Origin of the sequence: Agrobacterium sp. CNPSo 3708 (assembly GCF_028674915.1) — a bacterium.
Taxonomy (GTDB): Bacteria; Pseudomonadota; Alphaproteobacteria; order Rhizobiales; family Rhizobiaceae; genus Agrobacterium; species Agrobacterium cavarae.
This window is the reverse complement of sequence record NZ_JAQZSF010000001.1, coordinates 444,079-462,437: the sequence shown is the minus strand read 5'-3', so window position 1 is coordinate 462,437 and position 18,359 is coordinate 444,079. Positions and strand designations below refer to the sequence as shown.

At 58.0% G+C, this 18,359-nt stretch carries 18 protein-coding genes; 14 read left to right on the top strand and 4 right to left on the bottom strand.

Annotated elements, in window-relative coordinates; translation table 11 throughout:
• The first annotated feature begins 36 nt into the window (after nt 1-36).
• Nucleotides 37-672, top strand: a complete 636-nt coding sequence (locus PVA19_RS02160) for a trimeric intracellular cation channel family protein (RefSeq protein WP_062427313.1) — start codon at nt 37-39, stop codon at nt 670-672.
• Between the two features lie 56 nt (nt 673-728).
• On the opposite strand, the gene irrA is transcribed toward PVA19_RS02160, so the two are convergent.
• The gene (gene irrA / locus PVA19_RS02155; RefSeq protein WP_062427148.1) at nt 729-1,148 is read right to left on the bottom strand and encodes an iron response transcriptional regulator IrrA; all 420 of its coding nucleotides are present in this window, start codon (nt 1,146-1,148) and stop codon (nt 729-731) included.
• A gap of 297 nt (nt 1,149-1,445) precedes the next feature.
• Between irrA and fabA the strand changes: the two genes are divergently transcribed.
• The 5 genes from fabA (at nt 1,446) to PVA19_RS02130 (ending at nt 5,488) form a co-directional block, all read left to right on the top strand.
• A complete protein-coding gene (gene fabA, locus PVA19_RS02150; protein ID WP_062427147.1) occupies nt 1,446-1,961 on the top strand; it encodes a 3-hydroxyacyl-[acyl-carrier-protein] dehydratase FabA in 516 nt (171 codons plus the stop codon).
• 65 nt (nt 1,962-2,026) lie between these two features.
• The gene (gene fabB / locus PVA19_RS02145; protein WP_062443064.1) at nt 2,027-3,250 is read left to right on the top strand and encodes a beta-ketoacyl-ACP synthase I; all 1,224 of its coding nucleotides are present in this window, start codon (nt 2,027-2,029) and stop codon (nt 3,248-3,250) included.
• Between the two features lie 6 nt (nt 3,251-3,256).
• A complete protein-coding gene (fabI, locus tag PVA19_RS02140) occupies nt 3,257-4,063 on the top strand; it encodes an enoyl-ACP reductase FabI (RefSeq protein ID WP_062427145.1) in 807 nt (268 codons plus the stop codon).
• Nucleotides 4,064-4,323: 260 nt separating this feature from the next.
• A complete protein-coding gene (locus tag PVA19_RS02135; protein WP_112520019.1) occupies nt 4,324-4,893 on the top strand; it encodes a TadE/TadG family type IV pilus assembly protein in 570 nt (189 codons plus the stop codon).
• 13 nt (nt 4,894-4,906) lie between these two features.
• Nucleotides 4,907-5,488, top strand: a complete 582-nt coding sequence (locus PVA19_RS02130; protein WP_274101001.1) for a TadE/TadG family type IV pilus assembly protein — start codon at nt 4,907-4,909, stop codon at nt 5,486-5,488.
• A gap of 152 nt (nt 5,489-5,640) precedes the next feature.
• Here PVA19_RS02130 and PVA19_RS02125 read toward each other — a convergent pair whose 3' ends face one another.
• On the bottom strand, nt 5,641-6,960 hold the full coding sequence (locus tag PVA19_RS02125; RefSeq protein ID WP_062599183.1) for an MFS transporter: 1,320 nt from the start codon (nt 6,958-6,960) through the stop codon (nt 5,641-5,643).
• Between the two features lie 291 nt (nt 6,961-7,251).
• On the opposite strand from PVA19_RS02125, the gene cyoA reads away from it, so the two are divergent.
• The 8 genes from cyoA to upp all read left to right on the top strand — a co-directional run bounded on the left by cyoA (nt 7,252) and on the right by upp (nt 15,400).
• Complete coding sequence (gene cyoA / locus PVA19_RS02120; RefSeq protein WP_236760277.1) at nt 7,252-8,352, top strand: ubiquinol oxidase subunit II; 1,101 nt, start codon at nt 7,252-7,254, stop codon at nt 8,350-8,352.
• A gap of 65 nt (nt 8,353-8,417) precedes the next feature.
• Complete coding sequence (cyoB, locus tag PVA19_RS02115; protein WP_062599184.1) at nt 8,418-10,424, top strand: cytochrome o ubiquinol oxidase subunit I; 2,007 nt, start codon at nt 8,418-8,420, stop codon at nt 10,422-10,424.
• 3 nt (nt 10,425-10,427) lie between these two features.
• Complete coding sequence (gene cyoC, locus PVA19_RS02110) at nt 10,428-11,054, top strand: cytochrome o ubiquinol oxidase subunit III (RefSeq protein ID WP_062427139.1); 627 nt, start codon at nt 10,428-10,430, stop codon at nt 11,052-11,054.
• Nucleotides 11,054-11,467: a cytochrome o ubiquinol oxidase subunit IV gene (gene cyoD, locus PVA19_RS02105; protein ID WP_062427138.1), complete on the top strand. Its 414-nt coding sequence runs from the start codon at nt 11,054-11,056 to the stop codon at nt 11,465-11,467. The genes cyoC and cyoD overlap by 1 nt, the downstream gene beginning before the upstream one ends.
• 135 nt (nt 11,468-11,602) lie before the next feature.
• Nucleotides 11,603-12,376 (top strand): SURF1 family protein, encoded by a 774-nt coding sequence (locus PVA19_RS02100; protein ID WP_274101000.1) that lies wholly within the window; start codon nt 11,603-11,605, stop codon nt 12,374-12,376.
• A gap of 81 nt (nt 12,377-12,457) precedes the next feature.
• Nucleotides 12,458-13,678: a phosphopentomutase gene (locus tag PVA19_RS02095; RefSeq protein WP_274100999.1), complete on the top strand. Its 1,221-nt coding sequence runs from the start codon at nt 12,458-12,460 to the stop codon at nt 13,676-13,678.
• Nucleotides 13,675-14,667, top strand: coding sequence for an adenosine deaminase (locus tag PVA19_RS02090; RefSeq protein WP_274100998.1), 993 nt, complete (start codon nt 13,675-13,677; stop codon nt 14,665-14,667). The genes PVA19_RS02095 and PVA19_RS02090 overlap by 4 nt, the downstream gene beginning before the upstream one ends.
• A 103-nt stretch (nt 14,668-14,770) precedes the next feature.
• Nucleotides 14,771-15,400 carry a uracil phosphoribosyltransferase gene (gene upp / locus PVA19_RS02085; RefSeq protein ID WP_062427135.1) on the top strand — a complete coding sequence of 210 codons (630 nt, stop codon included), beginning with the start codon at nt 14,771-14,773 and terminating at the stop codon, nt 15,398-15,400.
• A gap of 281 nt (nt 15,401-15,681) precedes the next feature.
• On the opposite strand, the gene dnaA is transcribed toward upp, so the two are convergent.
• Together dnaA and rpsT are read right to left on the bottom strand one after the other, a co-directional pair.
• Nucleotides 15,682-17,250 (bottom strand): chromosomal replication initiator protein DnaA, encoded by a 1,569-nt coding sequence (gene dnaA, locus PVA19_RS02080; RefSeq protein ID WP_111850106.1) that lies wholly within the window; start codon nt 17,248-17,250, stop codon nt 15,682-15,684.
• A gap of 771 nt (nt 17,251-18,021) precedes the next feature.
• The gene (gene rpsT / locus PVA19_RS02075; protein ID WP_062427133.1) at nt 18,022-18,288 is read right to left on the bottom strand and encodes a 30S ribosomal protein S20; all 267 of its coding nucleotides are present in this window, start codon (nt 18,286-18,288) and stop codon (nt 18,022-18,024) included.
• Nucleotides 18,289-18,359 lie beyond the last annotated feature (71 nt).

Genomic DNA, 18,359 nt, shown 5'->3' with positions numbered 1-18,359 from the left:
ACTGACCGTCACTGCGAAAATGAGGAGCGCCTCGTCATGTCACTTCTGGCTTTCCTCGATTATGCGGGTGTTGCGGTGTTTGCAGCGACCGGCGCGCTCGCCGCCTCGCGCAAGCAGTTGGATTTCATCGGCTTCATGTTCTTTGCCGCAGTGACCGGTATCGGCGGCGGCACGCTGCGGGATCTGGTGCTTGGTCGCGCGCCCGTCTTCTGGGTGGTCAACCCCACCTATATTCTTGTTTGCGTCGGGGTGGCGGCACTCGTCTATTTTACCGCGCACCTTTTCGAATCCCGCTACCGCCTGTTGATCTGGCTCGATGCTGTCGGCCTTTCGGCCTATTGCGTTATGGGGGCAGCGAAGGGGCTTGCGGCAACGGGTTCGCCCACGGTCGCCATTGTCACCGGAACGATGACCGCCACCTTTGGCGGCGTGCTTCGCGACATTCTGGCCGGCGAACCATCCGTACTTCTGCGCCCGGAAATCTATATCAGTTGCGCGCTGGCTGGAGCCTGCGTGTTCACCGGCGTGCATTTCCTCGGCGCGCCACTGATCGTCTCGTCGACGGCGGGGGTTCTCACCGCTTTCGGCATTCGCAGCGGCGCACTGATTTTCGGCTGGACTTTCCCGCCCTACAGGTCTCGCCCTGGCCGTCCGCCGGAAGATGTGATGTGAGGCCCGAAAACGATAAAGGCACCTTCCGGTGCCTTATTTGATCAACCAATGCGGTGTCAGCGCTCTTTGCGCCGCAGGCGGATGACGACATCCACATGGGCGATTTCCATGCCTGCCGGCGGTTCGGGAAGATTGCCGATCTGCAGATTGTTGACTGGAATATCGAGAACCTCGTTCTCACCTTCAACGAAAAAGTGATGGTGATCGGAGACATTGGTGTCGAAATAGGTCTTCGCACCCTCAACGGCCAGCACGCGGATCAGGCCAGCCTCGGTGAATTGATGCAGAGTATTGTAGACGGTTGCGAGCGAAACGGGCACACCGGCCGTCACCGCCTCGTCATGCAGCTCTTCTACCGTCAGGTGGCGGTCGCCCTTCGCGAACAGAAGATCGCCAAGCGCAATGCGCTGGCGTGTCGGGCGTAGGCCGAAGCGGCGTAGCCGTGTTCCAATGTCCAGGGTGGCGTCAAATGCCATCGGTCAGGGTTCCTGAGAACGGTTATAAAGTGCGTCTTGACGATGCATATATCTTTTAAGGGCAGGGCTTTCAATAGTTTCCGGCGGAGACGCCTCGCCTATTGCCGGCGAAAGGGCCGTTTTTGCAATTTTCCTCTGGTTCCGTCCTTACGCTTCCTGTATGCGGGCGCCATATTGAGAACAGGCCTCTGGCAAGTTGGTCTGCTCCAATGTGTATGCGGCCCTTGTGGCGCTTCATTTTGAGCCTAACTTGCTTTACAGAAGTCTATAAACACGATGAGATGGGAAACGGAAGCAATGGCAACGAGGCAATCCAGCTATAATTATGAGGAAATCCTGGCATGTGGCCGCGGCGAACTGTTCGGCCCTGGCAATGCACAGCTTCCTCTGCCTCCAATGCTGATGGTTCATCGTATCACTGAAATTTCCGAGACCGGCGGTGAGTTCGACAAGGGCTTCATCCGTGCCGAATATGATGTGAAGCCGGATGACTGGTATTTCCCGTGCCATTTCCAGGGCAATCCGATCATGCCGGGCTGCCTTGGCCTTGACGGCATGTGGCAGTTGACGGGCTTTTTCCTCGGCTGGCTGGGTGAACCGGGCCGTGGCATGGCGCTTTCCACCGGCGAAGTAAAATTCAAGGGCATGGTTCGTCCTGAAACCAAGCTTTTGCAGTATGGCATCGATTTCAAGCGCGTGATGCGCGGCCGGCTCGTGCTCGGCACCGCCGATGGCTGGCTGAAGGCCGATGGCGAAACCATCTATCAAGCGACGGACCTTCGCGTTGGTCTGTCTAAGGAAAAGACCGCCTGACGTCTTTAAACAAGACGGGCGCCACGCGCGCCATCTGCGGCAAGCTCTAAGAAAAGGTCAACTTCATGAGAAGAGTAGTAGTCACCGGCCTCGGTATCGTTTCATCGATCGGCAGCGACGCGGGCGAAGTCACGGCTTCCTTGAGAGACGCCAAGTCCGGCATTTCGTTCTCGCCAGACTTTGCCGAACACGGCTTCAAATGCCAGGTCTGGGGCAAGCCCTCGCTTGATCCGACCGATCTGGTGGACCGTCGCGCCATGCGCTTCCTCTCGCAGGGTGGAGCGTGGAACCATGTTGCGATGAAGCAGGCAATCGCCGATTCCGGCCTGGAAGAGAGCGATATCAGCGGCAATGAGCGCACCGGCATCATCATGGGCTCGGGTGGTCCGTCCACCCGCACCATCGTCGAAGCATCCGACATCACGCTGAAGAACAACAGCCCGAAGCGCATCGGCCCGTTCGCGGTGCCGAAGGCCATGTCCTCCACGGCATCCGCGACCCTTGCCACATGGTTCAAGATCCACGGCGTCAACTACTCCATCTCGTCTGCCTGCTCGACGTCTGCGCACTGCATCGGCAATGCCGCTGAAATGATCCAGTGGGGCAAGCAGGATGTGATGTTTGCCGGCGGCCATGAAGATCTTGACTGGTCCATGTCGAACCTTTTCGACGCCATGGGCGCGATGTCCTCCAAGTATAACGACACGCCTTCGGTCGCCTCGCGCGCCTATGACGTCAACCGCGATGGTTTCGTGATTGCCGGCGGTGCAGGCGTTCTTGTTCTGGAAGAGCTGGAGCATGCCAAGGCCCGCGGCGCGAAGATCTATGCCGAAATCGTTGGCTACGGCGCGACCTCGGATGGTTACGACATGGTCGCACCGTCGGGCGAAGGCGCCATCCGCTGCATGCGTCAGGCACTTGCGACCGTGAAGGGCGATGTCGATTACGTCAACACCCACGGCACCTCCACGCCTGTTGGAGACAGCAAGGAAATCGGCGCGATCCGCGAAGTCTTCGGCGACAAGATCCCGCACATCCAGTCGACCAAGTCGCTGACGGGTCACTCGCTTGGTGCTGCCGGCGTGCAGGAATCGATCTACGGTCTGTTGATGATGCAGGAACGCTTCATCGGCGAGAGCGCCCACATCGAAACGCTCGATCCGGAGTTCGACGGCGTTCCGATCGTTCGCAAACGCATCGATGATGCCAAGATCGACACCGTGCTCTCAAACTCATTCGGCTTCGGCGGTACCAACGCCACGCTCGTCTTCCAGCGCTATAACGGATAATTGCCCATGAACGGCATCATGCAGGGTAAACGCGGCCTCATCATGGGCGTCGCCAACAATCACTCGATCGCTTGGGGCATCTCCAAGGCGCTGGCCGCGCAGGGCGCGGAACTGGCTTTTACCTATCAGGGTGAAGCCCTTGGAAGACGCGTCAAGCCGCTCGCGGCTGAAGTCGGCTCCGATTTCATCGTGCCCTGCGATGTCGAAGATATCGCATCCGTCGACGCGCTTTTTGAGACCCTGCGCCAGCGCTGGGGTTCGATCGACTTCGTCGTTCACGCCATCGGCTTCTCCGACAAGAACGAGCTGAAGGGTCTTTATGCCGACACCACGCGCGAAAACTTCAGTCGCACCATGGTCATCTCCTGCTTCTCCTTCACCGAGATTGCCAAGCGGGCTGCAAGCCTGATGACGGACGGCGGCTCGATGCTGACGCTGACCTATAATGGCTCCCAGCGCGTGATCCCGAACTACAATGTCATGGGTGTGGCGAAGGCGGCTCTCGAGGCGTCTGTCCGCTATCTGGCAGCCGATTACGGTCCGAAGGGCATTCGCGTCAACGCCATCTCGGCAGGCCCGGTCCGCACGCTTGCAGGCGCCGGTATTTCGGACGCCCGGGCGATTTTTGCCTGGAACGCGAAGAACGCACCGCTGCGCCGCACGGCCGATATTGATGATATTGGTGGCTCTGCACTCTATCTTCTGTCGAACCTCTCCCGCGGTGTGACTGGCGAATGCCATTATGTGGATTGCGGCTACAACATCACCTCGGTCCCGACACTGGATGAGCTTCGCAGAGCCGACGCCGATTAAGTCCGTCTGTGTGATATGGTTACGTTAAAAAGCCCGGCAGTGTCGGGCTTTTTTGTGCTTGGTTCTGGGTCTGTTGTCTTTCTTCCGAGCCACGCAAAAGCGTGTCCACTGTGCTCTGCATGTCGAAAAACAGGACATGCGGCAAATGCGAGGCTTTCCGAAAAGGAAATATAAAGAAAGCCCTCATAATGATCCTAGTGCGAGACCATTCCCGCAAGATCAGTTTCCGCCAGAGATAGAAAAGCCCCATGCGAAGGCCAATGTTTCAGAGAGCATTACCTGGCAAGTTACTCCGCTCGCGCGACGGCTCCGCCGCGATCGAATTCGCCATCCTTGCCATACCCTATTTCATGGTCATTTTCGCGATCCTGGAAACGTTTATCGCGATGACAGGGGAGCAGCTTTTCGTCAACGCCACCGATACCATGGCGCGCAAATTGCGTACCGGACAGATCGCCAACACGGTGACAGCGGAAGACTTCCGCAAACAGTTCTGTAGCGAAGTGTCGATCATGGTGACGTGTGATGATAAAGAAAGCAAAGCGACTCCCAAGCTCTACATTGACCTGCGCCAGTTCAATACCTTCGCAGATATCCCCAAAACCCTGCCGCTGATAAAGACCGGCGATTACTACGATCTGAACACCTCGGCCTTTGGCTTTAAACCGGGAGGGCCGGGCTCAATCAATATGCTGCGCGTCTATTATCGGTGGCCGGTAATTGTCGATCTCATTCGTCCCTATCTGACGAAGGTCCGCCCTGCCGATGGTTCGATGCCTTCCCACTTCCTCATCGTTGCGACCGATGCGTATCGCAACGAGAACTACTAGCGAGCGGAAAAAGATGAAGGTCAGATCCACGCCATCGCAGGCAAAGACCGGGGGCATCTTTCTACGCTTCGCCAAACACCGGGAAGGTGCAGGCGCAATCGAGTTTGCCATCATCTTCCCGCTGCTCGTTTCGCTCTATCTCACATCGTTCGAACTGACGATGGGCTTCAGCGTCTATAAGCGCGCCACGCGTGCTGCGGGAATGATCTCCGATATCGTCTCCACTCAGACGAAGATCAACAAAGACTATCTTGCGACGATGAAGGATGTCGCCGCGGCGATCTTCGTTCCCTACGGTACCGATGGATTGAAGCTCAGAATTACCGGCATACAGGTCGACGCAAACCAAAAGGCGACAGTGGCGTGGTCATGGGATCAGGCCGGTGGCCGTCCCTATTCGGTCGGTACCCCAGTCGACGTGCCAGCAAACCTGCTCGCCATCAGCAACTTCGTGATCCATTCAGAACTGTCGGTGCCGCACAATCTGCTGATGTTCATGCCGACGCTGGTTTCGGAAAACTCGACCATTACGATTGCCAAGGATTACTACTTCGCCAAGCGCGAGGGCGAACCGATTGTGTGCGGAGACTGCTGAGGCCTGTTGCGCAAAGGCGAACGGACTTGTGAAGAAGAAGGCGCGACGCCGCTTACCATGTTGACGCGCAGATACCTCTGGACCAGCTTAAGACACGAAAAAGCTGCGAAACATGGACGTTTCGCAGCTTTTGTTTTGGCCACATGACGTGGTCAGGCGGGCATATCCAGCTTGCGGCTGAAGAATAGCGCCACAATGGTGCAGACTGCACCCGACAGCAGATAGATACCGACGGCGAAGAGGCCAAACTCCGAAGAGAATCCGAGCGCCACGAGTGGTGCGAAGCCTGCTCCGATCAGCCAAGAGATATCAGAGGTCAAAGATGCGCCGGTATAGCGATACTCTCGGCTGAAGCGTGACGCCAGCGCGCCACCAGCCTGACCGAAGGACAGGCCAAGCAGCGAGAAGCCGATCAATACGAACAGATAGCGGCCGATATCGCCGGACGCCATCAGGATCGGCGCGATGAAGCTGAAGACACCGATCAGAGATGCGGCAATCACCAGGAGTTTGCGACGTCCGATGCGGTCGGCAAGGGCCCCGGAAACGACGATCATCCCACCGCCGATGATGGCGCTGATGAACTGAACGAAGAGAAAGTCTGAAAGGCGCTGCTGCGTATGCAGAACAACCCAGCTGATCGGGAAGACGGTGACGAGGTGGAACAGCGCAAAGCTTGCCAGCGGAACGAAGGCACCGGTGATGACGACGCGCGACTGGCTCCGCAGCATCTCGAAGACCGGCTTCGGCTCGAGTTCATGCTGCGCCAGCATCGCCTGGAATTCCGGCGTTACGATCATGCGCAGACGGGCAAAGAGGGCCAGAACGTTCAGCGCAAGAGCCACAAAGAACGGGAAGCGCCAGCCCCAGGCCAGAAACTCGGGGTTCGACAGCTGGGTGACGAAGATGATGAAGAAGGCGCTGGCAAGACCAAAGCCCATGGCGGCGCCGATCTGCGGCATCATCGCATACCAGCCGCGCTGCTTTTCGGGCGCGTTCATGGCGAGAAGCGAAACCAGACCATCCCACGCGCCCCCAAGACCCAGACCCTGGCCGATACGGAAGACGGCAAGCAGCACCGGCGCCAGGACACCGACATCGCTGTAGGAAGGCAGGAAGCTGATCGCCATCGTCGACCCACACAGGGTGAAGAGGGCGGCGGTCAATTTGACCGCACGACCGAACTTGCGGTCGATCTGCAGGAAGATGAGCGAACCGATCGGTCGCGCAATGAAAGCAAGCGAAAACACGGCGAAGGAATAGAGGGTCGCAGTCAACGGGTCCGCAAACGAAAAGAACACGTAGGGGAACACCAGGACGGACGCGATCGCATAAACAAAAAAGTCGAAAAATTCGGTCATTCTCGCCAGAATGACGGCCATCGTAATGCGGTCGGGATCGACGGCAACGGGAGCCTGGCGTGACGGGGCATCAGAGCCCGGAAAAGTTGAGGCCGTATCGGTATAGCTCATAATAATCCCTCCAGCGTATTGCGAACCATGGCGTAACGCAGGCGGCTCCTCATCCGTTGCGTTACATGCGACGGATTGTCACACACCGCACTGCACCCGTCAAACGGAATTGCCTGAAATTGCTTGCCGATGGGGCTCTGTTTGGAGTAACTGCTGGGTAGAGAACGATTGCTTCGCCCAGCTGTCATTGCTGCGGCGCAAAAGGCCGCTGCACCGCGACAAAATTACACATTTATTAAATGACATTTGGCAACTAATCCCGGTCCATACCGAATAATCGAGTTGAAGAACGTGCGCACGATCAAGAAACTTACCACGGCCCTTGCGGGCCTGTCGTCGTTGCTGCTGCTCAGCGGCTGCAACCTCGTCGTCATGAACCCCTCGGGTGACGTTGCCCGCCAGCAGGCCGATCTGATCATCACCTCGACGGTTCTCATGCTGTTGATCATCGTTCCGGTCCTCGCGCTGACAATCTTCTTCGCCTGGAAGTATCGCGCGGCCGCCAAGGCGACCGATTACGATCCCGAGTGGCATCACTCCACCCGTCTGGAAATGGTCATCTGGTCAGCCCCGGTCGCCATCATCCTGATGCTCGGCACCGTCACCTGGATCGCTACCCATCGTCTCGATCCCTATCGCCCGCTCGACCGGATCGACGAAGCGCGCGAAGTGACGCCGGAAACCAAACCATTGACGGTCGAAGTGGTCGCCATGGATTGGAAGTGGCTGTTCTTCTATCCGGAACTCGGCATCGGCAGCGTCAATGAATTTGCCGCTCCCGTCGACGTTCCGATCAACTTCAAGATCACCGGCACGACGGCCATGAACTCCTTCTTCGTGCCAGCTCTTGCCGGTCAGATCTATGCCATGGGTGGCATGCAGACGAAGCTTCACGCCGTCATCAACCGCGAAGGTGTCTATGACGGCTTTTCATCGAACTTCTCTGGCCCCGGCTTCTCCTGGATGCGCTTCAAGTTCCATGGCGTGAGCCAGCAAGGCTTCGACCAGTGGGTCGCGAAGGTCAAGGAAGGCGGCAAGCCGTTCGGTCGCATGGAATACCTGGAACTGGCCAAGCCGAGCGAGCGCAATCCGGTGGAATACTTCGCCAATGTCGATCCTCAGCTCTATGATGCCATCCTCAATCGCTGCGTCGAGCCGAACAAGCTCTGCATGCGCGACATGATGCATGTCGACGCCAATGGCGGCGGGGGCAAGGAGGGCATCGATATCGCCAAGGCGCTGAATTCCGTCGTCTGCACGCCGCTCGCACCCTATGGTGTCGCCACCGGCCCGCAGTCCATGCCTGCTGCCATCGAAGGCCAGACCTTCGAGCCTGCCGCTCTGCCGCAGGTCAAGGCGGAAGCTGCGAAGGCGCCCGGCAACGCCGGCTGAAATTGAAACTGATGATCTGCGGCGCGTATCCGCGCCGCCCTTAAGACTTGAAGCAAGAGGCTAAAATGGTCGCCGCCACCACCGATCAAACGTCCTTCCTGTTCGGGAAGCTGACGCTGGACTCCATTCCGTACCACGAGCCGATTCTCATCGTCACCTTTATCGGGGTGGCCATCGGGGGCATCGCCGTGCTCGGTCTCGTCACCTATTTCCGGCTCTGGGGTTATCTCTGGAAAGAATGGTTTACGTCGATCGACCACAAGAAGATCGGTATCATGTATATCGTTCTGGCACTCGTCATGCTTCTGCGCGGCTTTGCCGACGCCGTCCTGATGCGTACCCAGCAAGCGATCGCCTCTGGCGGTTCGGAAGGCTACCTGCCACCGCATCACTACGACCAGATCTTCACCGCGCACGGCGTCATCATGATCTTCTTCATGGCCATGCCGATGATCACCGGTCTGATGAACTATGTCGTGCCGCTGCAGATCGGCGCGCGCGACGTGTCCTTCCCCTTCCTCAACAACTTCTCCTTCTGGATGACGACCGCCGGCGCCGTGATCACCATGATCTCGCTCTTCATCGGCGAATACGCCCAGACCGGCTGGCTGGCCTATCCGCCGCTGTCGGGTATCGAGGGAAGTCCGAATGTGGGCGTCGATTACTACATCTGGGGTCTGCAGGTCGCAGGTGTCGGAACGACCTTGTCGGGTATCAACCTGATCGTCACCATCATCAAGATGCGTGCACCTGGCATGACCATGATGCGCCTGCCGATCTTCGTCTGGACGTCGCTGTGTTCGAACATCCTGATCGTGGCATCCTTCCCGATCCTGACCGGCACGCTCGCCCTTCTGACGCTTGACCGCTACCTCGGCATGAACTTCTTCACCAATGACCTTGGTGGCAATCCGATGATGTATGTGAACCTCATCTGGATCTGGGGTCACCCGGAAGTGTACATCCTGGTTCTGCCTGCTTTCGGCATCTTCTCGGAAATCGTTTCGACCTTCTCCCAGAAGCGCCTCTTCGGCTACACCTCGATGGTTTATGCAACGGCCGTCATCACCATCCTGGCCTATGTCGTGTGGCTGCACCACTTCTTCACCATGGGCTCTGGTGCGAGCGTCAACGCCTTCTTCGGCATCACGACGATGATCATCTCGATCCCGACGGGCGCGAAGATCTTCAACTGGCTCTTCACCATGTATAAGGGCCGCATCAAGTTCGATGTCCCGATGCTGTGGGCGATCGGCTTCATGATCACCTTCGTCATTGGTGGCATGACCGGCGTTCTGCTCGCCGTACCTCCGGCAGACTTCGTGCTGCACAACTCGCTGTTCCTGATCGCCCACTTCCACAACACGATCATCGGCGGCGTGGTCTTCGGTGTTCTGGCCGGTATCGTCTACTGGTTCCCGAAAGCCTTCGGTTTCCGTCTCGATCCGTTCTGGGGCAAGATGTCCTTCTGGTGCTGGTTCGTCGGCTTCTATGTCGCCTTCATGCCGCTCTACGTTCTCGGCCTGATGGGTGTGACGCGTCGTCTCAGTCAGTTCGAAGATACGTCCCTGCAGATCTGGTTCGTGATTGCGGCCATCGGCGCTGCCATCATTGCCGTCGGCATCGCCTCCTTCCTGCTGTCCATCGTCTTCGGCTTCCTGAAGCGCGAGCAACTGCGCGACGTCACCGGCGACCCCTTCGATGGTCGCACGCTGGAGTGGTCCACCTCTTCTCCGCCGCCTGCCTACAACTTCGCCTTCACGCCGGTCGTGCATGATGTCGATGCCTGGGCGGACATGAAGAAGCGTGGCGCCGAGCGTCCCGTGGATGGCTTCATCCCGATCCACATGCCGAAGAACACCGGCACGGGCGTTATCCTCAGCGCCATCAGCGTCGCCCTCGGTTTCGGCCTGGTGTGGCACATCTGGTGGCTTGCGGCAGCAAGCATGCTCGCGATCATCGTGGTCTCGATTGCTCACACCTTCAACTACAATCGCGACTACTACATCCCGGCAAAGGATGTAGCTGAAGTCGAAGCAGCGCGCACCAAGCTGCTGGCAACGCAGGCGTAACTCATGTCTCAAGCACCCGCACAGACCGCCGACAGCGCGGAAAAGCCGGTCTTCTATCTGAAGGAAGACCATCATACGGAAAACGGCACAGCGCTCGGTTTCTGGCTCTATCTGATGAGCGACTGCCTGATCTTCGCAACGCTCTTCGCAACCTACGCCGTGGTCGGCCGCAACTATGCGGCCGGACCGTCGGGCGCGGATCTCTTCGATCTGAAGCTCGTCGCGATCAACACCGGTTTCCTTCTCCTGTCGTCCATCACCTATGGCTTTGCCATGCTGGAGGCACAGAAGAAGAAGGTCAATTCGACCCTGCTCTGGCTCGCTATCACCGGCGTCTTCGGCCTCTGCTTCCTCGGTCTCGAACTCTACGAGTTCCATCACCTCATCGAAGAAGGTGCCGGCCCGCACCGTTCCGCTTTCCTCTCCGCCTTCTTCGCACTCGTCGGTACCCACGGTCTTCACGTCACATTCGGCGTGATCTGGCTCGTGACGCTGATGGTCCAGGTGAAGAAGTTCGGTCTGCACGCCGATAACATGCGCCGTCTGACGTGCCTCTCGATGTTCTGGCACTTCCTCGACGTCATCTGGATCGGCGTCTTTTCCTTCGTCTATCTGGTTGGAGTTCTGTGATGAGTTCGAACACGCATACACACGACCACGCGCATGGCCATGCCCATCATGGGGACGACCATCACCATGAGAGCGGCGAGGATCATGGCTCCTTCAAGAGCTACATGATCGGCTTCATCCTGTCGGTCATCCTCACCGCCATTCCTTTCTGGCTGGTGATGGGCGATGTTCTGGAGAACCGCACGGCCACCGTGATCCTGATCATGGTCTTCGGGGTCATCCAGGTCTTCGTCCATATGATCTACTTCCTGCACATGAACACCAAGTCGCAGGGCGGCTGGACCTTCATGTCGCTGCTCTTCACGCTGGTCGTCGTCATGATCGCGCTCGTCGGTTCGCTCTGGGTCATGTACAACATGAACAAGAACATGATGCCGACCATGACCATGGAGCAGATGAAGAATCTGCCCTGACATACCGGTTCATCGATCAGGTTCGCGCCGAAAGCGGCGCGGACCTTCCCTCCGAGAAGACACATAACCCCATGAATCGGAGAGCGGATTCATGGGGTTATGTGTTTGAGCATGATGCTCTCAAGGAACACCCCAATGCAGACCACCGCCAGAAAAGGCATACGCCCCGCAGCCGTCGTCGTCATCATGATGACCGTCATTCTCACCGGCCTGTTGCTGGCGCTTGGCACATGGCAGGTAAAGCGGCTGTCCTGGAAGCTTGACCTCATTCAGCAGGTCGAGCAGCGGGCTCATGCCGCGCCGGTGGACGCGCCGTCACCTTCGCAATGGGCATCGCTGACCAATCCTGCAGATTACGAGTATCGTCGGGTACGCCTGGCGGGGATCTTCCGTCATCAGGATGAGGTGCAGGTTTATACCGTTTCCGATCTCGGCCCGGGCTACTGGGTGTTGACGCCGCTGCAGCGCGATGATGGCTCGCTGGTGATCGTCAATCGCGGCTTCGTGCCGAGCGACAAGCGCGACCCATCGACGCGTCTGGAAGGCGAGTTGCCGGCCAGAGTGGAAATCGTGGGTCTCATGAGGGCGCCCGAAACCGGCGGTCTCTTCCTGCGCACGAACGATCCGCAGCACAATCGGTGGTACTCCCGCAACATTGCGCAGATTGCTGACGCCAAATCGCTCGGCACCGTGGCGCCCTTTTATGTGGACGCCGACGCGACACCCAATCCAGGCGGCCTGCCAATCGGTGGCAAGACCATGCTTGTCTTTCCGAACAACCATCTCTCCTATGCCATCACCTGGTACGTGTTGGCCGCGATGACGGTCGCCGCCGGCTGGTATGTCACACGCAACCTCAATGCGCCGAAGCGAGACGAGGACGATGAGGCGGGCGGTAAGCCCCAATAAAGCGTTTCACCTTTTGCTCTGCGGTGCTCTATATATCGCCGTTACATAGCGACAATCATGTCGCGTCTTTCATGGTGAAGCATGGCACGCGCATTTCTGCTCGTTCTCGATTCCTTTGGTGTGGGCGGTGCGCCTGATGCCGAACATTACGGAGACCTAGGCTCCAACACGCTCGGCCACATCGCCGAGTTCTGTGCCGCAGGTGCGGCGGACAGAGCAGGCCTGAGATCCGGACCATTGAAACTTCCCAACATGTCGGCGCTTGGCCTTTTGGAGATCGCCACACTCGCCAGCGGAACCCGCCCGGCTGGCATGCCGCCCCCCGAACACATTTTCGGTCTGCATGGCTGCGCCAACGAAGTCTCGAAGGGCAAGGATACGCCGTCCGGTCATTGGGAAATTGCCGGAACGCCGGTGCGCTTCGAGTGGGGTTATTTCCCGACCGAGGGCGATGCCTTCTCGCCTGAGCTTATCGATACGATCTGCGAGAAGGGCAACCTCCCGGGCATCCTTGGAAATTGTCATGCGTCCGGTACGGACATCATCGCCCGTCTTGGCGAAGAGCATATCCGCACGGGCAAGCCGATCTGCTACACGTCGTCGGACTCGGTCTTTCAGATTGCCGCGCACGAAATGCATTTCGGGCTGGAGCGGCTGATTGCGCTGTGCGAGATCGTCCGCAAAATCCTCGATCCGCTGAATATCGGCCGCGTCATCGCACGCCCCTTCATCGGGGAGAGTGCGGCGACATTTGCTCGAACGGGCAATCGGCGCGACTTTTCGGTTTTGCCGCCGGAGCCGACGCTTCTTGACCGCCTTGTCGAGCGGGACCGCAAGGTTCTGGCAATCGGCAAGATCGGCGATATCTATGCGCATCAGGGCGTGTCGCGGGTGATCAAGGCCAATGGTAACGATGCCTTGATGGAGGCGACGCTGGAAGCCATGGATGAGGCCCTGAACGGCGATCTCGTCTTCACCAACTTCGTCGATTTCGACATGAATTACGGCCACCGCCGCGATGTTGCAGGCTATGCCGCAGCGCTGGAGGCGTTCGATCAGCGTCTGCCGGAAATTCACCGCAAGATGCAGCCGGGCGATGTCACAATCCTGACGGCCGATCATGGCTGCGATCCGACCTGGCTCGGGACGGATCACACGCGCGAACGCGTGCCGATCATGGCCTTCGGTCCCGGTTTTCGCGAAAGAAATATTGGTATCCGCTCAAGCTATGCGGATATCGGCGAGAGCATCGCCGCTCACCTCAGCATACCGTCCGGACGGCACGGCAGGAGTTTTATGTGACCCATCAATTATTGAAAGCTGAAATCCATTGCCATCTGGAAGGTGCGGCCCCTCCCGCACTCGTGCTGGAACAGGCGCGCAAATACAATGTCGACACCAGCGCCTTCTTGCGTGACGGCGCCTATGTCTGGAATGATTTTGCCGAGTTCATCCGCTGCTATGACGATGTGGCGCAGGTTTTCAAGACGGAAGAAGATTATGCCGCTCTCGCGGAGGCCTATCTCCTCGAGCTTGCGGGCGAAAACACCATCTACAGCGAGTTGATCATCTCTCCCGATCACGGCGATCGCATCGGCCTTGGTGCGGATGCCTATCTCTCCGGCATCGCCGAAGGCATGCGTCGGGCCAAGGAGAAGACCGGAATAGAGGCGCGTATCATCGTTACCGGTGAGCGTCATTTCGGCCCGGAAAGTGTCATCGCCGCAGCCGAATACGCCGCGCGTGTGCGTCATCCTCTGATCACCGGCTTCAATATGGCGGGTGAGGAACGCATGGGGCGAGTGGCCGATTATGCCCGTGCCTTTGACATCGCCCGAGATGCGGGACTCGGCCTCACCATCCATGCCGGCGAAGTCTGCGGTGCCTTCAGCGTTGCCGACGCACTTGATCTCGTCAAGCCGCAGCGGATCGGCCATGGGGTTCGAGCCATCGAGGATGCGGCAGTCGTCGAGCGTCTGGTGGAACTCGGTACCGTGCTTGAGGTTTGCCCGGGCTCCAACATCGCGCTCAGCGTCTATCCGGATTTTGCAAGCCATCCCTTGAAGCAACTTCGCGACGCTGGCGTTCGCGTCTGCATCAGTTCGGACGATCCACCGTTCTTCGCCACCTCGCTGGCGCAGGAATATGAGATTGCCCGCCACGCTTTCGGCTTTTCGGATGCAGAGATCAATGCATTGACGCGAACGGCGCTCGAGGCTGCCTTCGTCGATGAGGAGACGCGGAGCAGCCTTCTCGCACGCTTCGATGCCTCGACCGGTGCGGCGGCCTGACCAAAGGCTGCCGCCGCGGGAAACCTCTCACTTCCGGTCTTGCGAAATGCCCGCATTTGGTCGAAGAGAACAAAGATAAAAGCAAAAGGAAAGGCCAGTTTCCATGGACGGCGTAACAGTCATCGATCACCCGCTTGTGCAGCACAAGCTCACCTTCATGCGCAAGAAAGAAACCTCCACGGCCGGCTTCAGGCGGCTGCTGCGCGAGATTTCCACACTGCTCTGCTATGAAGTGACGCGCGATCTCGACCTCACGATGGAGACCATCGAGACGCCCATGGAAACGATCGAGGCACCGGTGCTGGAAGGCAAGAAGCTGGTATTCGCCTCGATCCTTCGCGCAGGCAATGGCCTTCTCGAGGGCATGCTGGAGCTCGTTCCTTCAGCGCGTGTCTCGCATATCGGTGTCTACCGCGATCACGATACGCTGGAAGCCGTCGAATATTACTTCAAGGCACCGGAAAGCCTGGATGCGCGCCTCATCATCGTCGTTGATCCCATGCTCGCAACCGGTAACTCCTCGATTGCTGCCGTTGAAAAGCTCAAAGAGCGCGGCGCGAAAAACATGCGCTTCCTCTGCCTGCTCGCAGCACCGGAAGGCATCAAGAACTTCCGCGAAGCCCACCCCGATGTGCCGATCTATACTGCGGCGATCGATCGCAAGCTGAACGAGAAGGGCTATATCGTTCCCGGTCTAGGCGACGCGGGCGACCGCATGTACGGCACGAAGTAAGCAGCGTCACAGCGTAAGGCGTGGCGCGATCTTTCAGGTTCGCTTCCCACGCTTTCGCTGTTTGTTTACCGCATGCCGTCATCGCAAAACCGCTGCCCACTTTTGCGTGGACCAAGCTTGAGTTCAGAAACTGTAAAAGCCCGCCGTCGGAAACGACAGGCGGGCTTTTTCAACGGCGATACTGTGATGATCGGGAGGCGTGCCTCTACCGCGCCAAACGTCCCCGGCTCGGGTCATGCAATGAAACGGCGCGGTCAGGATATCCTGCCGCGCCATTCTTATCAGGCATTGTTTTCGTTGATCAGTCGCTTCAGAAGCTCGACCTCATGGCCAAGCTTGCTGTCGCCCGAGATCAATTCCTCGATCTTGCGAACCGCATGAAGCACCGTCGTGTGGTCGCGCCCGCCGAAACGGCGACCGATCTCCGGGAAGGAGCGGGGGGTCAGCATCTTGGCGAGATACATCGCCACTTGGCGCGGCTTGACGATGACGCGGGTGCGGCGATTGGAGACCAGCTCCTGGCGCGAGACATTATAGTGGCGGGCAACAATCCGCTGAATATCTTCGATGCGCACGCGCTTGGCTTCACCAGCGCCAACCAGATGGGCGAGCAGCTCGTCCACACGCTCGACCGACAGGTTGGGCTCAAACGAACGGCGGAAGATCAACTGGTTGAAGGCACCTTCCAGTTCACGGCCGCTGGCGGTGACGCTGCGGGCCACGTGGGAGACGATGTCTTCGCCAATGTCGAAGCTTGGATCTTCCTGGCGTGCAGTTGCGATACGCTGCTTCAGCATCTCGTAGCGCATGTCGTAATCGGGACCTTCGATCTCGATCGCCATACCGCCCTGAAGGCGCGAACGAACGCGCGGATCAAGCGACTCCAGCTCCCACGGCGCGCGGTCTGCGGCAACCACGACCTGCTTGGCGCTATCGAGCAGCATGTTCAGCAAATGGCAGAACTCGTGCTGGATCATCTTGCCCTGCAGGAACTGCATGTCGTCAATGATGAGAAGATCGATGTTGCGCAGCGTGTCTTTCAGCGTCAGCGCATCATTGTCGCGAATGGCGGTGGCAAAGCGCCACATGAAGTATTCTGCTGTCAGATAGACGACGCGCGGATTGCGCGGGCTATCGACTGCGGCATTGGCAATCGCCTGGAGAAGATGGGTCTTTCCAAGGCCAACGCCGGCATGAATGAAGAGCGGATTGAAACGTACTGCGCCCGCACCAGCTTCGGCAATCGTCTTAGCGGCAGCAAGCGCAACGCGGTTGGACGATCCTTCCACGAAGGTGTCGAAGGTAAAGCGCGTGTCGAGCGGGGAGCCGAAGAGCGGACCGGAGCCAGAAGAGCGCGGTGCCATGCTGGGTGCAGACGAACCCGGATGGCTTGCAGCGCTGGTTATCTGCGGTGGGATGAAGGGCTTGGCACGCTGGGCGGAAGGCGTGGCATCCTGGACCGGCTGCGTTCTGTCATCGGTCGCAACAGCGCGAGCCGGACGGCTGGCCGAACGCACCAGGATCTCGACCTTCAGGACATTGGCGTCTTCCGCCTGCACCAGAGTGGTTATCAGATCGATATAGCGGTTGTTGATCCAGGACTTCAAAAATGTCGTCGGAACGGTGAAGCGAACAACGCTCTTGGACACCGAGTGCAGCTTCAGCCGCGCGAACCAGCTTGCATAGACTTCAGGACCGACCTGCGCCTTCAGTCGCGCGCTAAAGCGCTCGAACAGCGCATCGTTCTTCATATTCGATATATTCCCCGCCGCATCATTGCAAACTGCATCACAAGCGTTCTGTGCGCGGTCCCCGTTTGCCACCGCACCCATTGCCAAATTCAATTGCATTCCTGCCGCCTTTCAAATTGCCAATCATAGCCTGGCAGAGCGTCAAGCTTCGCCAGAGATACCCCACCTACTGTCCCCGTAAGGATGGCCCCTCTAAAACCATCCTGAAGCGCAAGGCTTCAACCGCGAGCCGGCTATCCCGCTAACCTCTCCATCATGAAGAGGCATGCTACTCTCAATGCATACTCTCACATCACAACTCGGACACCCGTCACCAAGACACACGTCTATCTTTCTACAACCCATGAGGTTGTAGCCAAACACATCCAGTGACTTGAAAAAACGGGTCCGAACAGAACCCGTCCGCAAGGAGCTTACGCCTTCGAACTTTGTTTCGAGATAGCTTGTGGATAGATATCCGCGCCCCTTGTCGAGATGCATTTAGGCAGGATCGCATACGGAGATCAATGGCGTTTTTTCTGTGGCTGAGCCGATCTGCCATTGACTCGCGGAAGGCCTTTTGCATGGCCGGCGGGCTTGTTTGGAGAATCGCTTATGAATCAATGAGATTCATTTTCGAGCTATTTTTGAGGCCGGTTTTGACAGAAAAATAAAAAAATCCTTGACTCAAGATTGTGGCTGCCTTCCGCAGCGGAAAGACGGCGTCCCTTGAGAGACCTTCTGTAAGTTGCTGAAATTAAAGAGCTTTTTGCGTCACGCATTTGAAGCATAAATGTCATGCTCATTGCGAAACCGTTAATAGGTCGTTAGAATCGGAAAAAGCCCGGCCGAAGGGCCAGGCTTTTCAATCACAATATTGTCTTAGCCGGATTAGGCCGAAAGGGCCTTTACGCGCTGCGCCAGACGAGAAACCTTGCGCGATGCAGTGTTGAAATGCATGACGCCCTTCGTAGCGGCGCGCTGGATTTCTGGCTGTGCAGCCTTGAGCGCTTCAGTCGCAACAGCGAGATCGCCAGTTGCCAGGGCCTCTTCGACCTTGCGAATGAAACCGCGGACGCGCGAACGGCGAGCCTTGTTGACTGCGGTACGGCGAGCGATCTTGCGAGTCGCCTTTTTCGCCGAAGTTGTATTGGCCATGTATGCCTCTCTTCGAATTCAAACCAAAATCCGCAACCACAGGATAGGGTCGTTCGAAGACCTCATGTTCC

Coding starts and splice junctions, on each gene's coding strand:
- PVA19_RS02160 (WP_062427313.1), top strand. CDS start 37: ATGTCACTTCTGGCTTTCCTCGATTATGCGGGTGTTGCGGTGTTTGCA.
- irrA (WP_062427148.1), bottom strand. CDS start 1,148: ATGGCATTTGACGCCACCCTGGACATTGGAACACGGCTACGCCGCTTC.
- fabA (WP_062427147.1), top strand. CDS start 1,446: ATGGCAACGAGGCAATCCAGCTATAATTATGAGGAAATCCTGGCATGT.
- fabB (WP_062443064.1), top strand. CDS start 2,027: ATGAGAAGAGTAGTAGTCACCGGCCTCGGTATCGTTTCATCGATCGGC.
- fabI (WP_062427145.1), top strand. CDS start 3,257: ATGAACGGCATCATGCAGGGTAAACGCGGCCTCATCATGGGCGTCGCC.
- PVA19_RS02135 (WP_112520019.1), top strand. CDS start 4,324: ATGTTTCAGAGAGCATTACCTGGCAAGTTACTCCGCTCGCGCGACGGC.
- PVA19_RS02130 (WP_274101001.1), top strand. CDS start 4,907: ATGAAGGTCAGATCCACGCCATCGCAGGCAAAGACCGGGGGCATCTTT.
- PVA19_RS02125 (WP_062599183.1), bottom strand. CDS start 6,960: ATGAGCTATACCGATACGGCCTCAACTTTTCCGGGCTCTGATGCCCCG.
- cyoB (WP_062599184.1), top strand. CDS start 8,418: ATGGTCGCCGCCACCACCGATCAAACGTCCTTCCTGTTCGGGAAGCTG.
- cyoC (WP_062427139.1), top strand. CDS start 10,428: ATGTCTCAAGCACCCGCACAGACCGCCGACAGCGCGGAAAAGCCGGTC.
- cyoD (WP_062427138.1), top strand. CDS start 11,054: ATGAGTTCGAACACGCATACACACGACCACGCGCATGGCCATGCCCAT.
- PVA19_RS02100 (WP_274101000.1), top strand. CDS start 11,603: ATGCAGACCACCGCCAGAAAAGGCATACGCCCCGCAGCCGTCGTCGTC.
- PVA19_RS02095 (WP_274100999.1), top strand. CDS start 12,458: ATGGCACGCGCATTTCTGCTCGTTCTCGATTCCTTTGGTGTGGGCGGT.
- upp (WP_062427135.1), top strand. CDS start 14,771: ATGGACGGCGTAACAGTCATCGATCACCCGCTTGTGCAGCACAAGCTC.
- dnaA (WP_111850106.1), bottom strand. CDS start 17,250: ATGCAATTGAATTTGGCAATGGGTGCGGTGGCAAACGGGGACCGCGCA.
- rpsT (WP_062427133.1), bottom strand. CDS start 18,288: ATGGCCAATACAACTTCGGCGAAAAAGGCGACTCGCAAGATCGCTCGC.